We start from the raw sequence: 20,754 nt of genomic DNA, 5'->3' as shown, positions 1-20,754 counted from the left end.
ATGACAATCTCCCCGTCGAGCATCGAGCAGGTCATCCCCGGCCAGGGCGCGATGGCGCAGCCGTCGGCCCGGGCGCGGCGCCGCCGGTTCCGCTTCGTGGCCAACGCCAAGGCCGCGACCGGCCTGGCCATCCTCGGCGTGTACGTGCTGCTGGCGGTCATCGGGCCGTGGATCGCGCCGTACGACCCGGACGCGCGAGGCGCGGACGTGCTCCAGGCGCCGTCGACCCGGCACTGGTTCGGCACCACCCACCTCGGGCAGGACATCTTCAGCCAGATCCTGGTGGGCGCGCGCAGCGTGATGGTGGTGGGCCTGATCGCCGGCGTGCTGGCCACGATCCTGTCCGTGCTGATCGGGGTGACCGCCGGTTACCTGGGCGGCGCGGCCGACGAGGGCCTCTCCGCGCTGTCCAACGTGTTCCTGGTGATCCCGGCGCTGCCGCTGATCATCATCGTGGCGTCGCTCGTCGACCAGGCCGGTGACCTGCTGGTCGCGCTGATCATCGGGCTCACGTCGTGGGCGTGGGGCGCCCGGGTGCTGCGCGCCCAGACGCTGTCGTTGCGGCGCCGCGACTACGTCGAGGCGGCGCGGGCCAACGGCGAGCGGACCTGGCGGATCATCGGCTTCGAGGTCCTGCCGAACCTGACCGCGATCATCGCCTCCGGCTTCGTCGGCACGGTGATCTTCGCGGTGATGTCGGAGATCACCCTGGCGTTCATCGGCATCTCGTCGGTCAGCTCCTGGAACTGGGGCACCATCCTGTTCTGGGCCCAGGGCCAGCAGGCGCTCGCGCAGGGCGCGTGGTGGTGGTTCGTGCCGGCCGGGCTGGCCATCGCGCTGCTCGGCACCGCGCTCGCGCTGATCAACTTCGGCATCGACGAGTTCGTCAGCCCTCGGCTGCGCACCGGCGGTCGGACCCGGATCCGCACCGCGGACGGCCGGACCGTCCGGATGCGGGTCGGCTTCACCCCCGTGCTGGCCCCGACGGCGGCCCCCGTCGAGATGCAGGACACCCGAAAGGACGTCGAGCCGTGAGCGCGAGGAGTGCAGCAGAGCGGAGCCCCGCAGTCGCGAACGAAGGGAGGCTCAGGTGAGCGACCAGGTGCTGGAGATCCGGGGACTGTGCGTCGACTACGGCGTCGGCGCGGACGCGGTGCGGGCGGTCCGCGACGTGGACCTGACGTTGCACCGCGGCGAGGTGCTCGGCCTGGCCGGGGAGAGCGGGAGCGGCAAGTCCACCCTGGCGTACGGGCTGACCCGGCTGCTGCCGCCACCCGGCGTGGTCAGCGGCGGCCAGGTGATCTACCACCCGACCGACGGCCCGCCGGTGGACGTGCTCACGCTGAGCCCCGCCCGGCTGCGCGAGTTCCGCTGGGCGGAGACGTCGATCGTGTTCCAGGGCGCGATGAACTCGCTCAACCCGGTGCACCGGGTCTCCACCCAGCTCCTCGACGTGATCAAGGCGCACGAGCCGAGGAGCACCGCCGCCGGCCGGCTGGCCCGCGCGAAGGACCTGCTGCGGCTGGTCGGGATCGCCGCCGACCGGCTGGACAGCTACCCGCACCAGCTCTCCGGTGGCATGCGGCAACGCGTCATGATCGCCATGGCGCTGGCGTTGGAGCCGCAACTGGTCATCATGGACGAGCCGACCACCGCGCTGGACGTGGTGATGCAGCGGCAGATCCTCGGCCAGCTCACCGAGCTGCGCGAACGGCTCGGCTTCGCGGTGCTGTTCATCACCCACGACCTGTCGCTGCTGGTGGAGTTCTCCGACCGGATCGCCATCATGTACGGCGGCCGGATCGTCGAGGAGGCGCCCGCCGCCCGGTTGTACGCCGAGCCGCTGCACCCGTACACCGAGGGGTTGCTGCACTCGTTCCCGGCGCTGCACGGGCCGCGCCGGGAGCTGACCGGCATCCCCGGCTCCCCACCGGACCTGCGCGCCATGCCGGCCGGCTGCGCGTTCCACCCGCGCTGCCCGAAGGCGTTCACGCCGTGCGACGAGCGCCTGCCGGTGCTGGGCCCACCCGGTGTCGACGATCCGACCAGGGCCGTCGCGTGCTGGCTGCACCCGGCCGTCGCCCCCCTGCCCCGCTGAGAAGTCCGAGCCCACCGCTACCGCGAGGAGAACCATGGACACCGACCTCAACCGCCCGAGCGTCGATCAGGCCGACCCGATCGACACGCTGCCGCCGACCTTCCGGTGGGGGGTGGCGACGTCGTCGTACCAGATCGAGGGCGCGGTGGCCGAGGACGGTCGCACGCCGTCGATCTGGGACACCTTCTGCCGGGTCCCGGGAGCGGTGGCCAACGGCGACCACGGCGACGTGGCCTGCGACCACTACCACCGGATGCCGCAGGACGTGGCGCTCATCGCCGACCTGGGGCTGGACACCTACCGGTTCTCGGTGGCCTGGCCGCGGGTGCAGCCGGGCGGGCGCGGGCCGGCCAACGCGGCCGGGTTGGGCTTCTACGACCGGCTGGTGGACGAGCTGCTCGGCCGCGGCGTGGACCCGTGGGTGACGCTCTACCACTGGGACCTGCCGCAGGAGCTGGAGGACGCCGGCGGCTGGCCGAACCGGGACACCGCGTACCGCTTCGCGGACTACGCGGAGCTGGTCTTCGCCGCGCTCGGCGACCGGGTCCGCACCTGGACCACGCTGAACGAGCCGTGGTGCTCGGCGATGCTCGGGTACGCCTACGGCGACCACGCCCCCGGCCGGCGGAACCTGGGTGACGGCATCGCCGCCGCGCACCACCTGCTGCTCGGGCACGGGCTGGCCAGCCAGCGGCTGCGCGCGGTCGCGCAGACGCCGATCGAGCTGGGGCTGACCGTGAACCTGTCCACCGCCGACCCGGCGACCGACAGCGCGGCGGACCGGGACGCGGCGCGGGCGGCGGACGGGCTGGGCAACCGGCTCTACCTGGACCCGGTGCTGCGCGGGTCGTACCCGCAGGACGTGATCGAGGACCTGGCGGCCGAGGGGGTGCGGATCCCGGTCGAGGACGGCGATCTGGACGTCATCGCCACCCCGATCGACGTGCTGGGCGTGAACTACTACTTCGGGCAGCTGCACTCCGGCGTGGACGAGCAGGGCCGGGAGCGCGACGACGACGGCCGGCCGGTGCGCCGGGTGGTCCGCCGGGACCTGCCGCGCACCGCGATGGACTGGGAGATCGTCCCGGAGTCCTTCACCGACCTGCTGGTGCGGCTGCACCGCGACTACCCGGGCGTGCCGATGGTGATCACCGAGAACGGCGCGGCGTTCGACGACGAGCCGGACGCGGAGGGGTTCGTGGCCGACGACGACCGGGTCGGCTACCTGACCGAGCACCTGCGGGCGGTGGCCCGGGCCCGGCAGGCGGGCGCGGACGTGCGGGGCTACTTCGCCTGGTCGCTGCTGGACAACTTCGAGTGGGCGTACGGCTACGACAAGCGGTTCGGCATCGTCCGGGTGGACTACGACACCCAGCGCCGCACCCCGAAGCGCAGCGCGCTGTGGTACCGCGACACCGTCCGGCGAGCGCGCGAGCGGCGCTGATCCGGCGTAGGGGGCGGCCACGCGGAGCTTCCCGGGCGGCCGCCCCTTTCTTTCACGTCTTGACACAAGCCCGGAACAACGGTTCGCTCATTCGCGGATGTCTATTCATCCGGAAGGAGCACCCGTGTCCCCCACCACCGTTGCCCGCCTCGCCGGCCGCGTCGCCCTGACGCTCTGCCTCACCGCCGGCGCCCTCGCCCCCACCACCGCGGCCCACGCCGCCGGTGAACGCGTCGACGTCTGGCTCACCACCACCTCCGACAGCGGCGGCCGGACCGTCACCCGTGGCCTGCAACAGCAGAGCCCACTCGCCTTCGCCGCCACCAGCCCCGGCGCCACGCACACCATCACCGTCGACGAGAACACCCGCTACCAGCCGTTCGAGGGCGCCGGCGCGTCCATCACCGACACCACCGCGTACCTGCTGCGCGGCGGCGGAGTCAGCGCGGCCACCCGGGACGCGGTGATGCGCAAGCTGTTCAGCCCCACCGACGGGATCGGGCTGTCGTTCGTCCGCAACCCGGTCGGCGCGTCCGACCTGTCCCGGCCCGGCAACGTGTCCCTCGACGACACCTGTTGCGACCTCAACGACTTCGGCGCGAACGGCTACGACACGAACGTCGAGCTGCTCACCGCGCAGGCCCGCCAGCTCAACCCGGCGCTGCGGGTGATGGTGGTGCCGTGGAGCGCGCCCGGCTGGATGAAGGACAACGGCCGGATGGACCAGATGGGCTGGCTGAAGTGGGAGCACTACGCCACCTACGCGCAGTACCTGGTCCGGACCATTCAGGCGTACGCCGCTCGCGGCGTCACCGTCGACTACCTGTCGGTGCAGAACGAGCCGAACTGCTGCCAGTCCGGCAACCCCACCGCGATGGACTACCCCGGCATGAGCTGGAACGCCTCCGGCCTGACGGAGCTGACCAAGAACTTCGTCTACCCGGCGTTCCGCGCCGCCGGGATCAACTCGAAGGTGCTGGTGCACGACTGGAACTACGGCGACTACGGCACCATCGGCTCCGGGCTGCTCGCCGACAGCGTGGTCCGCACCGACCCGCTCTTCGGCGGCATCGCCTGGCACGGCTACTTCGGCGACCCGGCGGTCGGCAGCCAGGTGCGCGCGCAGTACCCGGCGGTGCCGCAGTTCAGCACCGAGCACTCCGGCGGCACCTGGATCACCAACCAGCACAACGAGGACATGGCCGACATCGTGAACTACTCGCGGAACTGGAGCCGCAGCGTGGTGAAGTGGAGCCTCGCGGTCAACCAGAACATGGGCCCGCACAACGGCGGCTGCGGCACCTGCACCGGCCTGATCACCGTGCAGGAGGGCGGTGCCCGGGCCGGCCAGGTCGACTACACGATCGAGTACTACACCACCGGCCACCTGACCAGGTTCGTCCGGCCCGGCGCGACCCGGATCGACTCCACCGCCAACGGCACGGTGCAGAACGTGGCGTACCGCAACCCGGACGGCTCCAAGGCGCTGCTGGCGCACAACGGCGGCACGTCCGCGCAGTCGGTCCGGGTGGTGTGGGGCGGGCAGTCCTTCAGCTACACGCTGCCGGCCCGTACCACCGCCACGTTCACCTGGTCCGGCACCCAGTCCGGCGGCGGCGCGACGCCGACCGGCCCGGTCACCGGCATCGGCGGAAAGTGCCTGGACGTCACCGACAACGCCAGCGCCGACGGCACGCCGGTGCAGATCTGGAGCTGCACCGGGGCGGCCAACCAGCGCTGGACCCGGGCCGCCGACGGGACGCTGCGTGCGCTCGGCAAGTGCCTGGACGTGGCCGGCGGCGGCACCGCCGACGGCACGAGGGTGCAGCTGTGGGCGTGCAACGGCAGCGCCGCCCAGCAGTGGACCGCGACCGCCGGGCGGGACCTGGTGAACCCGCAGGCGGACAAGTGCCTCGACGTCACCGGCAACACGTCCGCCGACGGAGCGAAGACACAACTGTGGAGCTGCACCGGCGGCGCCAACCAGAAGTGGACGCTGCCGTCCTGACCCCCCGGGTGGCCGGGCCGGCGTCGCCGCCGGTCCGGCCACTGCCGCGGGTGACGCCGGTCCGGCCGGTCAGCGGCCCGGCGACCGCCGCGCCGGGGCCGGCCGGACCGCCGGCTCGCGGCGCACGCCGCCGTCGCGCAGCAGCCGGGCCATCGGCAGGGTGGCCGCGCCCATCGCGACCGCGTCCGGTCCGAGCCGGCACAGCTCGACCGAGGTCTGCGCGTACGGCTGGCGCAGCGCGTGGCGCGCGGTCGCCTCGCGGATCGCCGGCAGATGGCGCTCGCCCAGCGCCAGCCCGGCCCAGCCGCCCAGCACCACCCGCTCCGGATTGAACAGGTTCACCAGGTTGGCCAGGCCGGCGCCGAGGTAGCCGACCGTCTCGTCGATCACCGTGGCGGCGGTGCGGCTGCCGGCGCGCAGCAGGTCACCGAACGCGCTCTCCTCGTCCCCGCCGGGCGCCGGGCGGCCCCGGTTGGCCCGCCGGAACCGGTCGAGCACCCCCTCCGCCCCGACGTACGCCTCGAGGCAGCCGAGGTTGCCGCAGCGGCAGCGCCGGCCCCCGTACACGATGGTGGTGTGACCCCACTCGCCGGCGCTGCTGTGCGCGCCGCGATAGCCGACGCCGTCGGCGACCACGCACGCCCCGACGCCGGACCCGACCAGGACGACCACCGCGTGCCGGACGCCACGGCCGGCGCCGAACCACATCTCGGCCTGGCCGAGCGTCTTGGCGCCGTTGTCGATGTGCACCGGCACGTCGGTGCCGGCGCGCAGCATCGCCCCGAGCGGGACGCCGTCCCAGCCGAGCGTCTGCGCGTGCACCACCGCGTCGGCGGCGCGCTCGACCGTGCCGGAGACGGCGACGCCGAACCCGAGCACCGCGGCCGGGTCGACGCCCGCCTGCTCGGTCACCGCGGCGAGGCCGTGAAGCAGGTGCCTGGCGACCTGTCGCGGGTCGGGCTCGGCGGCGGCGATCGGGTACTCCGCCTTGGCCAGCGCGGTCATGGTCAGGTCGAACAGCTCGACCTGCACCCGGGTCTCGCCCACGTCGGCGCCGACCAGGTAGCCGTGGCCGGGGGCGACCCGCAGCAGGACCCGGGGGCGACCGCCGTCGGACTCCACCGAGCCGGCCTCCTCGACCAACCCTTCGGCGATCATCTCGCCGACCAGGTTGCTCACGCTGGCCAGGCTCAACGCGGTGGACTGGCCCAGCTCGTGCCGGCTGAGCGGGCCGTCCAGCCAGATCCGGGTGAGCAGGACCGACCGGTTGGCCCGGCGCATGTCGCGCACCGTGGTGCGTCTGGCGTCCACGTCCGCCGCCGTCCTTCCCCGGGGCCGCGCGTCGGCGGCCCGCATTTCAGACCCTGAATCAAGTGCTGACAGACTACTGCGCATTTACACTTAACAAAGTTAACTGATAACCTCCGCCGCATTGATGAGGAGGTATGTCATGCGACTCGGACGTGGGACGACCGCTCTGCTCGGTGGCGTCGCGCTGCTCGCCGCCACCGTGGCCCTGCCCGCCGCCGGTGGCTTCGCCGCCGCCGCGAACCCCACCGCGCTGGTGGCCTGCGACGCGCCGGCCTGGGCCGAGGGCGTCACCTGGACCGCCGGCAGCCGGGCCAGCTACGCCGGCCGGCTCTACCAGGCGTTGGTCACGCACACCCCGCCGGTCGGCGCGGGCTGGACGCCGGCCGCCGTGCCGGCGCTCTGGACCGATCTCGGCGCCTGCACCGGCGGCACACCGTCACCCAGCCCGACCACCCGGCCACCGTCACCCACGCCCAGTCCCACCGCGTCCCCCTCCCCCACCCGGACCCCCACGCCGACCCCGACCGCGACGTCCACGCCGGGCGGTGACACCTGTGCGCTGCGGTCCCGGCCGACCGGCAAGGTGCTCCAGGGCTACTGGGAGAACTGGGACGGCGCGGCCAACGGCGTGCACCCCGGACTCGGCTGGATCCCGGTCACCGACGCCCGGATCACCGGTCACGGCTACAACGTGGTCACCGCCGCGTTCCCGGTCATCCGCGCCGACGGCACCGTGCTCTGGGAGGACGGCATGGACGCCGGCGTCCGGGTGCCCACCCCGGCGCAGGTCTGTCAGGCCAAGGCCGCCGGCCTGACCGTGCTGCTCTCCATCGGCGGGGCCGCCGCCGGCATCGACCTCAGCTCCGCCGCCGTCGCCGACCGGTTCGTCGCCACCGTGGTGCCGATCCTCAAACGGCACAACTTCGACGGCATCGACATCGACATCGAGACCGGGCTGACCGGCAGCGGGAACATCAACCAGCTCTCGCCGTCGCAGGCCAACCTGATCCGCATCATCGACGGGGTGCTGGCCCAGATGCCGGCCGGTTTCGGGCTCACCATGGCGCCGGAGACCGCGTACGTCACCGGCGGCAGCGTCACCTACGGCTCGATCTGGGGCGCGTACCTGCCGATCGTCAGGAAGTACGCCGACAACGGCCGGCTCTGGTGGCTGAACATGCAGTACTACAACGGCTCCATGTACGGCTGCGCCGGTGACTCGTACCCGGCCGGCACCGTGCAGGGCTTCACGGTGCAGACGCAGTGCCTGAACAACGGGCTCACCGTCCAGGGCGTCACCATCCGCGTCCCGTACGACAAGCAGGTCCCCGGCCTGCCGGCGCAGCCCGGCGCGGGCGGCGGCTACCTGAGCCCGTCGCTGGTCAGCCAGGCGTGGCACGGAGTGCCGGGACTCAAGGGCCTGATGACCTGGTCGATCAACTGGGACGGGTCGAAGGGCTGGACGTTCGGCGACAACGTCCGGGCGCTCCAGGGCCGCTGAGCCCGGTCCGGGGCCCCGCCGATCCGCGGGGCCCCGGACCCGGTCAACCGACCTTGATCTGCTTCGGCGTGGTCTTCGAGTCCAGCCAGGCGTTGACCAGCTCGGTGAAGTCGCGGCCGGTCCGCTCGTTGAGGAACGCGATGAACGACGCGCGGTCCTGTTGGGTGTTGCGCTGGTCCTGCACCCAGGCGCGGGCCAGCACGAAGAACGTCTTGTCGCCCACCTGCCGGTGGATCTCGCGGAGCATGGCCGCCGGGCAGAGGTAGACGTTGCCCTCGGCGAACCGTTTCGGGTCGGGTTTGCCGGGCGGGCCCAGCTTCTTGCGCAGGACCGCGTCGCCCTCGCGCAGGTAGCGGTCCAGGCTCGCCGCGCTCAGCTTCAGCGTCTCCTGGGTGTACAGGTCCTGGGCGTACTTCGCCCAGCCCTCGTTCAGCCACAGGTCGGTCCAGCTCGTGGGCGTGACGGAGTTGCCGAACCACTGGTGGGCGTACTCGTGCAGCAGGTCGCTGCCCCAGCGGTCCCGGCGGGCCCGGGTGTCCTCGATCTTCCCGCCCATCGTGATCATCTGCTGGGTCTCCATGCCCGACGCCGAGTCCACCACCACGACGCCGCCGGAGGGGAACGGGTACGGGCCGAACTTCTTCTCCAGCCAGGCCAGGTACTGCGGGGACTTCTTCAGGTACGGCACCAGATCGTCGTCGGCGCCCTTGCGGTACCAGTAGGTCAGCGGCACGCCGCGCGGCCCCTTGGCGGTCAGCTTCTGGTACTTCCCGACCGCGAGCGTGGTCAGGTACGTCGCGACCGGGTCGGCGCTGCGGTAGGAGAACGTGGTGCCGGACTGCCCGGCCGGGGTGCCGCCGGCGATCGCGGTCCACCCCGCCGGCACGGTCACCCGGATGTCGTAGAGCGCCTCGTCGGCGGGCTGGTCGTTCGCCGGGTACCAGGTGAACGCCCCGAACGGCTCCTGCATCGTCCAGAGGCCGCCCTCCTTGGTGACGGTGAGGCCGAGGTCCTCCACGTCCTTGCGGTGCGACGGCATCGGCGTGGTCCGCGGCCGGCCGTGGTACTCGACCACCAGCGTCACCGGTTTGTCGGCCACGACCGGCGCGGTCACCGTGAGCTTCTCCCGGGCCACCGCGGCGGTGACCGGTGTGCCGTCCAGCGTCACGCCGTCGAGCTGGTAAGGCATGAAGTCGAGCACGAGGTTCGGCGCGTCCCGGACCGGACGGATCCGCAGCGTGGCGACGCCGGTGAGGGTCCGGGTCGACGGCGCCCACTCCACCGCCAGGTCGTAGTGCAGGACGTCCAGCGCGTCGGTGCCCCGCGCCGGGTAGACCTTGTCGGCCACCGGCGTGGAACGGCCCGCCTGCCAGGCGGTGTAGTCGACGGCGGGAACGGTCGGAGCGGGCGTGGTCGGCGGCATGGACGGGTCGGCGGCCGGCGCGGCGGGGTCGGTGGTGCACCCGGCGGCGAGCAGCGGCGCGAGAAGCAGGATCAGCGGTACGCGGCGACGCATCAGCGCACCATACGGGAAAGATCCACTTCTGGGGGCCCCTCCGCTGGCGTCCGCCGGGACATGCTGCCAGGCTGTCGGGCGTGTATGACTACGACCTGCTGGTGCTGGGCTCCGGACCAAGTGGACAGAAGGCGGCTATCGCCGCGGCCAAGCTGGGCCGTCGCGTCGCCGTCGTGGACCGTCGCGACATGCTCGGCGGGGTGTGCATCAACACCGGCACCGTGCCGTCCAAGACGCTGCGCGAGGCGGTCCTCTACCTGACCGGGCTCAGCCAGCGTGACCTCTACGGAAGCAGCTACCGGGTCAAGGAGGACATCACGGTCGCCGACCTGGCCGCCCGGACCCAGCACGTGATCGGCCGGCAGACCGACGTGATCCGCGACCAACTGGCCCGCAACCGGGTCACGATGATCACCGGCACCGGCCGCTTCGCCGACGCGCACTCGGTCTGGGTCGACGCCGGCTCCGGCCGGGAGACCCGGGTCAGCTTCGACAAGGCGGTCATCGCCGCCGGCACCCGCCCGGCCCGCCCGGACAGCGTCGACTTCGACGACCGGACGATCGTCGACTCCGACGGCGTCATCAACCTGCAGGCCGTGCCGCGCAGCATGGTCGTGGTCGGCGCCGGCGTGATCGGGATGGAGTACGCCTCGATGTTCGCCGCGCTCGGCACCAAGGTGACGGTGGTGGAGCGCCGCGAACGGATGCTCGGCTTCTGCGACGAGGAGATCGTCGAGTCGCTCAAGTACCACCTGCGGGACCTGTCCGTGACGTTCCGCTTCGGCGAGGAGGTGGCCTCGGTGGAGAAGCACCGCACCGCCGCGCTCTGCGTGCTGCGCAGCGGCAAGAAGATCGTCGCCGACACGGTGATGTACTCCGCCGGCCGCCAGGGGCAGACCGACGCACTCGCGCTGGAGGCGGCCGGGCTCACCGCCGACCACCGCGGCCGGATCCAGGTCGACGCCGACTACCGCACCGCGGTCGAGAACATCTACGCCGTCGGCGACGTCATCGGCTTCCCGGCGCTGGCCTCCACCTCGATGGAACAGGGTCGCCTGGCCGCGCAGCACGCCTGCGGGGAACCGGCCCGCGCGATGCCGGAACTCCAGCCGATCGGCATCTACACCATCCCGGAGATCAGCTTCGTCGGGAAGACCGAGGACGAGCTGACCGAGGCGTCCACCCCGTTCGAGGTGGGCATCGCCCGCTACCGGGAACTGGCCCGGGGGCAGATCGTCGGCGACCCGTACGGCATGTTGAAGCTGCTCGTCTCGCCGACGGACGGGCGGCTGCTCGGCGTGCACGTGTTCGGCACCGGCGCCACCGAGATCGTCCACATCGGGCAGGCGGTGATGGGCTGCGGCGGGACGGTCGACTACCTGCTCGACGCGGTGTTCAACTATCCGACGCTGGCCGAGGCGTACAAGGTGGCGGCGCTGGACGCCGCCAACAAGATCCGCAACATCACCCGGATCGACGGCTGAGCGACCGCACGGTCGGCTGCTGGCCCGGCTGCTGGCGGCCACCACCGGCCGGTCGAGCGTCTGGGCGGACGAGCCGTGGCGCTCCACGTGGACCCCGGCCGCGATGGCCGCCCTGCTCACCCGGACCGAGCACCTACTCGACACCACCCCCCACCCCTCCCTCTCCCCCGCGATCTTGCAGTTGCGGCCCGGCGGAAGCCCGATTCGTCCGCGATGCCGGGGCCGAATCTGCAAGATCGACACGGCGAGGGTGGGGTGGGGTGGGGTGGGACGGGATGGGGGGTCAGCGGCCGGTGGCGTAGTTCTGGGCGCCTCGGGGGTTGGCGGCGGCGGACAGGACGCCGGTGGCCGGGTCGCGGGTGACGGCGCACAGGCGGCCCAGGCTCCACGGGTCGGCGCGGCGCACGGTGTGGCCCTTCGCGCGCAACGCGGCCCGCACGTCCGGGTCGATCCGGTCCTCCACCACCAGCACGCCCGGCTCGACCTCACGCGGGTAGAACGACGCCGGCAGGCTGGTGGTGTGCCACGCCGGCGCGTCGATCGCCTCCTGCAACTCCTGCCCGCCGGCGAGGTGACGCAGCAGGAACAGCAACTGCCACTGGTCCTGCTGGTCGCCGCCGGGCGTGCCGCAGGCCAGCACCGGCTCGCCGTCCCGCAGCACCAGCGTCGGGCTCAACGTGGTACGCGGACGCCGGCCCGGCCGCAGCGACGACGCGAGCCCCTCCTCCAGCCAGCACATCTGCAACCGGCTGCCCAGCGGGAAGCCCAGCTCTTCGATGACGGGCGAACTCTGCAACCAGCCGCCGCTCGGGGTGGCCGAGATGATGTTGCCCCACCGGTCCACCACATCGACGTGGCAGGTGTCGCCGCGGGTCACCCCGTCCGCGCGTACCGTCGGTTCGCCGGTGCTCGGGTCCTGCGGGCCGGTCCGCCGAGCGGCGTGCGCGCGCAGGTGCGCCGGAAGCCGCGGCGACGCGCCCGCCGGGTGACCGGGGCGCAGCCCGGTCGCGGCGCGCTCGCCGATCAACGCGGCCCGCTCACCGGCGTACGCCGACGAGAGCAGCGCCGCGCCCGGTACGTCGGTGTCGCCGTACCACGCCTCCCGGTCGGCGAAGGCGAGCTTCAGCGCCTCGGCCTGGGCGTGGATGCCGTCCACCGTGGACGGGTCCAGCGCCCGGGGATCGTCGAGCGCGTCGAGCGTCGCCAACGCCTGCAACAGCACCGGGCCCTGGCCCCAGAAACCGGTCTTCGCCACGGTGTGCCCCCGCCAGTCGAGCGTGACCGGCTCCTCCCAGGTGGCCGACCAACCGGCCAGGTCGTCGCCGGTGACCAGGCCGGCGTGCGGGCGACCACTGGAGTCCCGGAACGGGCGGCGACTGAACCGGTCGATCGCCTCGGCGACGAAACCCTCCCGCCAGGCGCGCCGGGCCGCCTCGATCTGCGCCACCCGGTCCGCCCCGGCATCCCGCCCGGCCTCGACCAGGCGGCGCAGCGTCTCCGCGTACGCCGGGTTGGTGACCATCTCCCCCGGCGCTGGCGGGCGGCCGTCGCGCAGCCAGAGCCGCGCGGAGGTCGGCCAGTGCTCGGTGAACAGCGACCGGACCCGCGCCACGGTCTGCCCGGCCGCGCCGACCAGCGGATGACCGGCGGCGGCGTAGCCGATCGCCGGTTCCAGCACCTCGTCGAGCGTGCGGGTGCCGTGGTCGCGCAACAGGAGCAGCCAGGCGTCCACCGCGCCGGGCACCACGGCGGCGAGCGGGCCGGCGCCGGGCACCAGGTCCAGGCCGAGCGCGCGGAAGTGCGCGACGGTGGCGCCGGCCGGGGCCGGGCCCTGGCCGCAGAGCACCCGCGGGGTGGGATCGCCGGCCGTGGCGAGGATCGCCGGCACCTCGCCGCCGGGACCGTTGAGGTGCGGCTCGACCACGTGCAGCACGAAACCGGCGGCGACCGCGGCGTCGAACGCGTTGCCGCCGCGCTCCAGCACGCCCATCGCGGACTGGCTGGCCAGCCAGTGCGTCGAGGAGACCATGCCGAACGTGCCGCGCAGCGTCGGCCGGGTGGTGAACGTCATCGGGCGGCTCCTGCGGGCGACGGCGGCCCGGTGAGCCTACGCCGCGCCGCCGTCCCGGTCCGGCCCGCCGTCCGGTCGCCGCCCGCCGGTGGGGCGAAGCACGCCGTCCAGCGGGAACAGGCAGGCGGCGTGCTGGCCGGGAGCGACCTCGGCCAGCGCCGGATCGGTCTCGGCGCACGCGTCGCGGGCCTGCGGGCAGCGGGTACGGAAGCGGCAACCGCTGGGCGGGTCCACCGGGCTGGGGATGTCACCGGAGAGCACGATGCGCCGGCGTTCCCGCTCGACGCGGGGATCGGCCACCGGCACCGCCGACAGCAGCGCCGCCGTGTACGGGTGCGCCGGCCGCTGGTAGATCCGCTCCGGTGGGCCGGTCTCCACGATGCGGCCGAGATACATCACCGCGATCCGGTCGCTCATGTGCTCGACGGCCGCCAGGTCGTGCGCGATGAACAGGTAGGTCAGCCCGAGATCGCGTTGCAGCCGTCGGAGCAGGTTCATGATCTGCGCCTGGACGCTCAGGTCCAGCGAGGCGATCGGTTCGTCCAGCACGATCAGGTCCGGCTCACCGGCCAGCGCGCGGGCCACCCCCACCCGCTGACGCTGGCCGCCGGACAGCTCGTGCGGGTGCCGGTCGGCGGTCTCCGGCCGCAGGCCGACCAGCTCCAGCAGCTCCGCCACCCGGGACCGGCGGGCGGCGGCGGACGTGGCCAGCCGGTGCACCACAAGCGGCTCGGCGACGCTGTCCGCGACCGTACGGCGCGGGTCCAGCGACGCCTGCGGGTCCTGGAACACCATCGCCACGTGCCGGCGCATGCCGCGCAGGCGACGCCGGGACAACCGGGTCACGTCCGCGCCGGCCACCCGGACCCGGCCGGCGGTCGGGTCGACCAGCCGCATCAGCGCCAGGCCGGCGGTGGACTTGCCGCTGCCGGACTCACCGACCAGGCCGAGCGTCTCGCCCCGGCGGACGGCCAGGGTGACGCCGTCCACGGCGCGGACCACGCCGGCCGGGGTCGGGAAGTGCACCGCCAGGTCGTCCAGTTCGGCGACCACGTCCGCCGCTGTCATGGCGTCTCTCCCGGATAGAAGGTGCGGACGGTGTGCCCGTCACCGACCGGCGTCAGCGGGGGCAGCTCGTGCTCGCACCGGGGGTCGGCGCGCACCGGGCAGCGCGGCCAGAACGCGCAGCCCGGCGGCAGGTCGAGCGGGCTCGGCGGGGCGCCCGGGATCGCCACCAGGTCCTCCCCCCGGCGGGCCGGGTCCGGCCGCGCCGCGAGCAACGCCCGGGTGTACGGGTGCGTCGGCGCGTCGAACACCGCGTCGACCGGGCCCTGCTCGACGATCCGCCCCCCGTACATCACCGCGACGGTGTCCGCGATGCCGGCGACCACGCCCAGGTCGTGGGTGACCCAGACGACCGCGGTGCCGAGCCGCTGCTGGAGGTCGGCGACCAGCTCGACGATCTGCGCCTGGGTGGTGACGTCGAGCGCGGTGGTCGGCTCGTCGGCGATCAGGAGGTCCGGCTCGCAGGCCAGCGCCATGGCGATGACGACGCGCTGGCGCATGCCGCCGGAGAACTGGTGCGGGAACGCGTCGACCCGTCGCGCGGCGGACGGGATGCCGACCAGGTCGAGCAGCTCCACCGCCCGGGCCCGGGCGGCGCGGCGGGTCAGCCCGAGGTGCGCCTCGGCCGCCTCGGTGACCTGCCGGCCGACCGGCAGCACCGGGTTGAGCGAGGTCATCGGGTCCTGGAACACGAACCCGACGTGCCGTCCGCGCAGCCTGCGCCGACGGTCGTCGGGCAGCGCGCTCAGCTCGGTGTCGAGCAGCCGGACCCGGCCGGTGACCGTGGCGGCGCGTGGCGCCAGGCCGGTCGCCGCGAGCAGCGTCATGCTCTTGCCGCTGCCCGACTCGCCCACCAGCGCGAACGTCTCGCCGGCCCGCACCTGCCAGGACACACCGGCCACGGCGCGGGCCGGCCCGCGCCGGGTGCCGACGGTGACGGTGAGGTCCTCGACGGAGAACACGGCATCGCCACTGGTCATGCGGTGCTGGCTGGGCATGCGCTCGTGGCCCTCGCTTCGCTCGGTGCGCTCGCTCATGCGGTGCTGGCTGGGCATGCGCTCGTGGCCCTCGCTTCGCTCGGTGCGCTCGCTCATGCGGTGGTGCTCCTGCGGGCCTCGCTGAGGGTGAGCTGGCGGGGGTCGAGCACGTCGCGCAGCGCGTCACCGACCAGGTTGAACGCGAGCACGGTCAGGAAGATCGCCGCGCCCGGGAACACGCCCAGCCACCAGGCGTCGGTGACGAAGCCCCGCCCGTCGAAGAGCATCCGACCCCAGGCCGGCGCCGGCGGCTGGATGCCCAACCCGAGGAAGGACAGCGCCGCCTCGGACAGGATCGCGAACGCCAGCGACAGCGACGTCTGCACGATCAGCGGCGCGGCGATGTTGGGCAGCACGTGCCGGCGCATGATGCGCAGGTCGGACGCGCCGATGGAGACGGCGGCCCGGACGAAGACCTGCTCGCGGACGGCCAGCACGCCGGCACGGGTGATCCGGGCGAAGATCGGGGTGTAGACCACGCCGATGGCGACCATGGCGGTGAGCAGGCCGGGCCCGAGCACCGCCACGATGGCCACCGCCAGCAGCAGCACCGGGAACGCGAACAGCACGTCCATGCAGCGCATCAGCACGCTGTCCAGCCAGCCCCGGTAGTAGCCGGCGAACAGCCCGAGCGTCATGCCGGCGACCAGCGCGATGCCGACGCTGACCACGCCGACCTGGAGCGAGACGCGCGCCGCGACCAGCACCCGGCTGAGCACGTCCCGGCCCAGCTCGTCGGTGCCGAACGGGTGCGCCCCGCTGGGTGGTCGCAGCATCGCGTCGACGTCGACGTCGTTGACGCCGGACGGAGCCAGCCAGGGACCGGCGACGCCCACCACGACCAGCAGCAGCAGGACCAGCGTGCCGCCGACGGCGAGCGGGTCGCGGCGCAGCGCGTCCAGCACGCGACGCCTGGTGCTCTCGGATGCGCCGTTCACCTGACCGTGATCCTCGGGTCGAGGCGGGCGTAGAGAATGTCCACCAGCAGGTTGACCAGTAGGAACAGCGCGGCCACGAGCAGCACGGCGCCCTGCAGGACCGGATAGTCGCGGGCCTGGACCGCGTCGAACGTGAGCCGGCCGATGCCGGGCCAGGCGAACAGCACCTCGATGACGATCACGCCGCCGAGCAGGCTGGCCAGTTGCACCGCGACCACGGTGACGACCGGGATCAGCGCGTTGCGCAGCACGTGCCGCAGGATCACCACCCGGTTGCGCAGCCCCTTCGCCTCGGCGGTGCGCACGTAGTCGGCGGAGAGGACCTCCAGCACCGAGGAGCGGATGAACCGGGTGAGGATCGACGCGGTGACCAGGCCGACGGTGACCGCCGGCAGCGCCACGTGCGACGCCCACCGGCCCGGGTCCTCGGTGAGCGCCACGTAGCCCGACGGCGGCAGCCAGCCCAGCACACCGGCGAAGAGGATGATCCCCATGATGCCCATCCAGAAGTCGGGCACCGAGACGCCGAACTGGCTGAACACGCGCGCCGCGTGGTCGACCGCCGAGCCGCTGCGCACCGCCGCGACGATGCCCAGCGGGAACGCCACCAGCAGCGCGAACACCACCGCGGTGAGCGCCAGCGACAGCGTCGCCGGCAGTCGTTCCAGCACGATCCGGCTGACCGGCTGACCGGTGCGGAAGCTGACCCCGAGGTCGCCGGTGAGCGCGTGACCGAGGTAGCTGGCGTACTGCACGGGCAGCGGCTGGTCGAGGCCGGCGCGTTCCCGCAGCGCCTCGTACGTCTGCGGGTCGAAGCGGGTGCCGAGCGCCACCCGCACCGGGTCCCCCGGCACGAGTTGCAGCAGCAGGAAGACCACCAGGGTCACCCCGAGCAGCACGACCGCGGACTGGAGGACCCGCCGCAGGACGAAGCGGGTCATGTCACTTGCCGAGGGCGACCGTGCGGAACCGGATCGCCCGGTCGCTGCGGACGTCGTAGCCGGAGACCTTCTTCGACCAGCCCTGCACCACGTCCGGGTTGTACAGGTAGAGGTAGCTGGCGTCGTCGACGATCTGCTTCGCCGCCTGGTCGTACGCCTGCTTGCGGGCGGCCTGGTCGGTCTCGGTGCGGGCGGTGTCGAGCAGCTTGTCCACGGCCGGGTTGGCGTACTTGTGGAAGTTGAACGTGCCGCCGCTGTGGTGCTGGGCGTAGTAGAACTCGTCCGGGTCGACGTTGCCCAGCCAGCCGAGCATGAAGCCGTCGAAGTTCCCCTTGGCCTGCTCGTCGAGCCACTGGGCGAAGTCCAGCGTACGGATCTTCACGGTGATCCCGACGTCCTTGAGCTGGGCGGCGATGACCTGGGCGGCGGTGACCGTCTCCGGGTACTCACTCGTGACCATCAGGTCCATGGTGAGGTTGCCGACGCCGGCCTGGCCGAGCATCTGCTTCGCCTTGGCCGGGTCGTGCGAGAAGGGCGCGTAGTCGTAGAAGAACGCGCTGTCGCGCGGGATGGCGGTCTGGTTGACCGTGGCGAGACCGAACTTGGCCGCCTTGGTGATCGCCTCCCGGTCCAGCGCGTAGCCGATCGCGCGGCGGACCTCGGGGTTGTCGAACGGTTTGCGGGCCTCGTTGAGCGCCACGTACCAGTAGTCGGTCGACGGCGCGGTCTTCACCACCGGGTCGTCCCCGTCGCGCAACGACTTCACCTGCTGCGGCGGCAGGTTGTCGGTCCACTGCACCTGGCCGCTGCGCAGGTTCTGCAGCGCGACGGTCGGGTCCTTGACGAACGTGAAGGTGACGCCGTCGAGCTTCGGCTTGTCGCCCCAGTAGGTGTCGTTGCGGACCAGCTTGATGCTGTCACCCGAGGTGTAGCCGGCGACCTTGAACGGGCCGCTGCCGACCGGCGCGGTCTTCACCTTGCCGGACTCCACGTTGGACTTCTCCACGATCGCCACGCCCTTGAAGCCGCCCAGGTTGGCCAGCAGGTTGGGGGTGGGCGCGGTCAGCGTCACCACGACGGTGGCCGGGTCGGGGCCGGTGACCGACTTGACGGTGGCGAACTTGTAGGCGGTGTTCAGCTTCTGCTTGATGATCCGCTCGTAGGAGTAGACCACGTCCTCCGAGGTCAGCGGCGACCCGTCGGAGAACTTCGCCCCGTCGCGCAGGGTGAACGTCCAGGTGAGCTGGTCGGCGCTGGTGGTCCACTTGGTGGCCAGCGACGGCACCATCTTCAGGTCGGCGTCCGGCTCGACGAGCGTGTCGTAGACGTTCTCCAGGACCTGGAAGCTGTAGTAGGCGGACGTCTTGTGCGGGTCGAGCTGGTCCGGTTCGCCACCGATCGCGGCGTTGAGGACGCCCCCCGCGCCCCCGGCACCGCCGTCGCCGTCACCGACGTCGACGGCCTCGCCGCCGCTGCATCCGGACAGGACACCGGCCGCGAGCGTGAGCGCCGCGCCGATCACACCGAGCTTGTTCCTGGACATTGGCCCCCCTGCCGCTTTCCGAACAAAAGAAAGTTTCGGCCACTCTTCTCGCCGAGCGGGATGATGTCAAACGAATCGAGCCGAATCGACCGGTCGACACGCGGTTGCCGGTCGGGGTTGAACGGTGGTTCAATCCACCTTCCGCCACCGCGCGCTGGGAGTGCCGCCGTGACCACACACGAGGTCGTCAACCAGGTCCCGCCGCTGGTCGGCCACGACACCGCCGACGATCCGGCGCTGCTCGACGGTCTGGCCCGGGAGGGCGCCGGCTGGGCCGCCGCCGGGCTGCGCGAGCTGGGCCGGCTGGCCGGCGGCGAGGCGGCCAACGAGCACGGCCGGCTGGCCAACGAGCACCCGCCGGTGCTGCGCACCCACGACCGCTACGGCCACCGCGTCGACGAGGTGGAGTTCCACCCCTCCTGGCACGAGCTGATGCGCACCGCGGTCGGGCACGGCCTGCACGCCGCGCCGTGGGTCGACGACCGGCCCGGCGCGCACGTGGCCCGCGCCGCCGGCTTCTACGTCTGGCGGCCCGACGCCGGGCACGGCTGCCCGATCTCGATGACCTACGCGGCGGTGCCGGCGCTGCGGCACAGCCCCGAGCTGGCCGCACGCTACGAGCCACTGCTCACCAGCACCGACTACGACCACGGGCTGCGTCCCCCGCTGGGCAAGCGGGGCCTGCTGGCCGGCATGTCGATGACCGAGAAGCAGGGCGGCTCGGACGTGCGCGCCAACACCACCACCGCCCGGCCCGAGCCGGACGGCAGCTACCGGCTGGTCGGGCACAAGTGGTTCACCTCCGCGCCGATGTGCGACCTGTTCCTCACGCTCGCCCAGGCGCCGGACGGCCTCACCTGCTTCCTGGTCCCCCGGGTGCTGCCCGACGGCGCTCGCAACCCGATGCGGCTGATGCGGCTGAAGGACAAGCTCGGCAACCGCTCCAACGCCTCCGCCGAGATCGAGTACGAGCACGCGGTGGCGTGGCGCGTCGGCGACGAGGGCCGCGGCGTGCGCACCATCATCGACATGGTCAACCTGACCCGCCTGGACTGCGTGATCGGCGCCGCGGCCGGCATGCGCCAGGGCGTGACCACCGCCGTGCACCACGCCACGCACCGGCGGGCGTTCGGCCGCTACCTGGCCGAGCAGCCGCTGATGCGTAACGTGCTGGCCGACCTGGCGGTGGAGTCCGAGGCGGCCACCGTGCTGATGACGCGGCTGGCCGGCGCGACCGACCGGTCGGCGCGTGGGGACGCCGGCGAGACCGCGTTCAAGCGCCTGGCGCTGGCGGTCGGGAAGTACTGGGTGTGCAAACGCTGGCCGGGGCACGCCGCCGAGGCGCTGGAGTGCCTGGGCGGCAACGGCTACGTCGAGGAGTCCGGCATGCCGCGGCTGTTTCGCGAGTCGCCGCTGAACTCGATCTGGGAGGGCTCCGGCAACGTCGCCGCGCTGGACGTGCTGCGCGCGCTCACCCGGGAGCCGCAGGTGCTGGCCGCGTACGAGGCGGAGGTCGCCACCGCGGCCGGCGCTGACCCGCGCCTCGACGCGGCGGTCCGCGCGGTGCGTGACGAGCTGGCCGACCACACCGACCTGGAGCTGCGGGCCCGCCGCGTGGTGGAGCGGCTCGCGCTGGTGCTCCAGGGCGCGCTGCTGGTCCGGCACGGCCACCCGGCGGTCGCGGACGCGTTCTGCGCGTCCCGGCTGGGCGGCGACCACGGTCAGGCGTACGGGACGCTGCCCGGCGGCCTCGACCTCGCCGCGATCATCGACCGGGCCACCCCGAAGGTCGGCTGA

General features: G+C 72.9%; 15 protein-coding genes. 7 read left to right on the top strand and 8 right to left on the bottom strand.

What is annotated here, in order from left to right; translation table 11 throughout:
* The 4 genes from TPA0908_RS22915 (at position 1) to TPA0908_RS22900 (ending at position 5,550) form a co-directional block, all read left to right on the top strand.
* Positions 1-1,035 (top strand): ABC transporter permease, encoded by a 1,035-nt coding sequence (locus TPA0908_RS22915; protein ID WP_281941128.1) that lies wholly within the window; start codon positions 1-3, stop codon positions 1,033-1,035.
* Positions 1,036-1,090: 55 nt separating this feature from the next.
* Positions 1,091-2,098, top strand: a complete 1,008-nt coding sequence (locus TPA0908_RS22910) for an ABC transporter ATP-binding protein (protein ID WP_281941126.1) — start codon at positions 1,091-1,093, stop codon at positions 2,096-2,098.
* 34 nt (positions 2,099-2,132) lie between these two features.
* Positions 2,133-3,542, top strand: a complete 1,410-nt coding sequence (locus TPA0908_RS22905; RefSeq protein WP_281941124.1) for a GH1 family beta-glucosidase — start codon at positions 2,133-2,135, stop codon at positions 3,540-3,542.
* A gap of 124 nt (positions 3,543-3,666) precedes the next feature.
* A complete protein-coding gene (locus tag TPA0908_RS22900; protein ID WP_308447843.1) occupies positions 3,667-5,550 on the top strand; it encodes a ricin-type beta-trefoil lectin domain protein in 1,884 nt (627 codons plus the stop codon).
* Between the two features lie 69 nt (positions 5,551-5,619).
* Here TPA0908_RS22900 and TPA0908_RS22895 read toward each other — a convergent pair whose 3' ends face one another.
* A complete protein-coding gene (locus TPA0908_RS22895) occupies positions 5,620-6,861 on the bottom strand; it encodes an ROK family transcriptional regulator (protein ID WP_281941123.1) in 1,242 nt (413 codons plus the stop codon).
* A 139-nt stretch (positions 6,862-7,000) separates the two neighbouring features.
* Here TPA0908_RS22895 and TPA0908_RS22890 point away from each other — a divergent pair, with 139 nt between their 5' ends.
* Positions 7,001-8,362, top strand: coding sequence for a glycosyl hydrolase family 18 protein (locus tag TPA0908_RS22890; protein WP_281941121.1), 1,362 nt, complete (start codon positions 7,001-7,003; stop codon positions 8,360-8,362).
* 43 nt (positions 8,363-8,405) lie between these two features.
* Here the strand turns inward: TPA0908_RS22890 and TPA0908_RS22885 are convergent, their stop codons facing one another.
* On the bottom strand, positions 8,406-9,878 hold the full coding sequence (locus tag TPA0908_RS22885) for a M1 family metallopeptidase (protein ID WP_281941119.1): 1,473 nt from the start codon (positions 9,876-9,878) through the stop codon (positions 8,406-8,408).
* An 80-nt stretch (positions 9,879-9,958) separates the two neighbouring features.
* Between TPA0908_RS22885 and sthA the strand changes: the two genes are divergently transcribed.
* Complete coding sequence (sthA, locus tag TPA0908_RS22880; RefSeq protein ID WP_281941117.1) at positions 9,959-11,362, top strand: Si-specific NAD(P)(+) transhydrogenase; 1,404 nt, start codon at positions 9,959-9,961, stop codon at positions 11,360-11,362.
* A 283-nt stretch (positions 11,363-11,645) separates the two neighbouring features.
* Here the strand turns inward: sthA and TPA0908_RS22875 are convergent, their stop codons facing one another.
* The 6 genes from TPA0908_RS22875 to TPA0908_RS22850 all read right to left on the bottom strand — a co-directional run bounded on the left by TPA0908_RS22875 (position 11,646) and on the right by TPA0908_RS22850 (position 18,957).
* Complete coding sequence (locus TPA0908_RS22875) at positions 11,646-13,433, bottom strand: gamma-glutamyltransferase family protein (RefSeq protein WP_281941115.1); 1,788 nt, start codon at positions 13,431-13,433, stop codon at positions 11,646-11,648.
* A 36-nt stretch (positions 13,434-13,469) separates the two neighbouring features.
* Positions 13,470-14,501: an ABC transporter ATP-binding protein gene (locus TPA0908_RS22870; protein ID WP_281941113.1), complete on the bottom strand. Its 1,032-nt coding sequence runs from the start codon at positions 14,499-14,501 to the stop codon at positions 13,470-13,472.
* The gene (locus tag TPA0908_RS22865) at positions 14,498-15,478 is read right to left on the bottom strand and encodes an ABC transporter ATP-binding protein (protein WP_281942656.1); all 981 of its coding nucleotides are present in this window, start codon (positions 15,476-15,478) and stop codon (positions 14,498-14,500) included. Before TPA0908_RS22865 ends, TPA0908_RS22870 begins: the two co-directional genes overlap by 4 nt.
* Before the next feature lie 110 nt (positions 15,479-15,588).
* Complete coding sequence (locus tag TPA0908_RS22860; protein ID WP_281941111.1) at positions 15,589-16,473, bottom strand: ABC transporter permease; 885 nt, start codon at positions 16,471-16,473, stop codon at positions 15,589-15,591.
* A complete protein-coding gene (locus TPA0908_RS22855; protein ID WP_281941108.1) occupies positions 16,470-17,414 on the bottom strand; it encodes an ABC transporter permease in 945 nt (314 codons plus the stop codon). The genes TPA0908_RS22860 and TPA0908_RS22855 overlap by 4 nt, the downstream gene beginning before the upstream one ends.
* A 1-nt stretch (position 17,415) precedes the next feature.
* On the bottom strand, positions 17,416-18,957 hold the full coding sequence (locus tag TPA0908_RS22850) for an ABC transporter substrate-binding protein (protein WP_281941105.1): 1,542 nt from the start codon (positions 18,955-18,957) through the stop codon (positions 17,416-17,418).
* Between the two features lie 168 nt (positions 18,958-19,125).
* Here TPA0908_RS22850 and TPA0908_RS22845 point away from each other — a divergent pair, with 168 nt between their 5' ends.
* A complete protein-coding gene (locus TPA0908_RS22845) occupies positions 19,126-20,754 on the top strand; it encodes an acyl-CoA dehydrogenase family protein (RefSeq protein WP_281941103.1) in 1,629 nt (542 codons plus the stop codon).

The organism is Micromonospora sp. AKA38 (genome assembly GCF_027925725.1).
Lineage (GTDB): Bacteria > Actinomycetota > Actinomycetes > Mycobacteriales > Micromonosporaceae > Micromonospora.
This window is presented reverse-complemented; position numbering and strand designations above follow the sequence as displayed.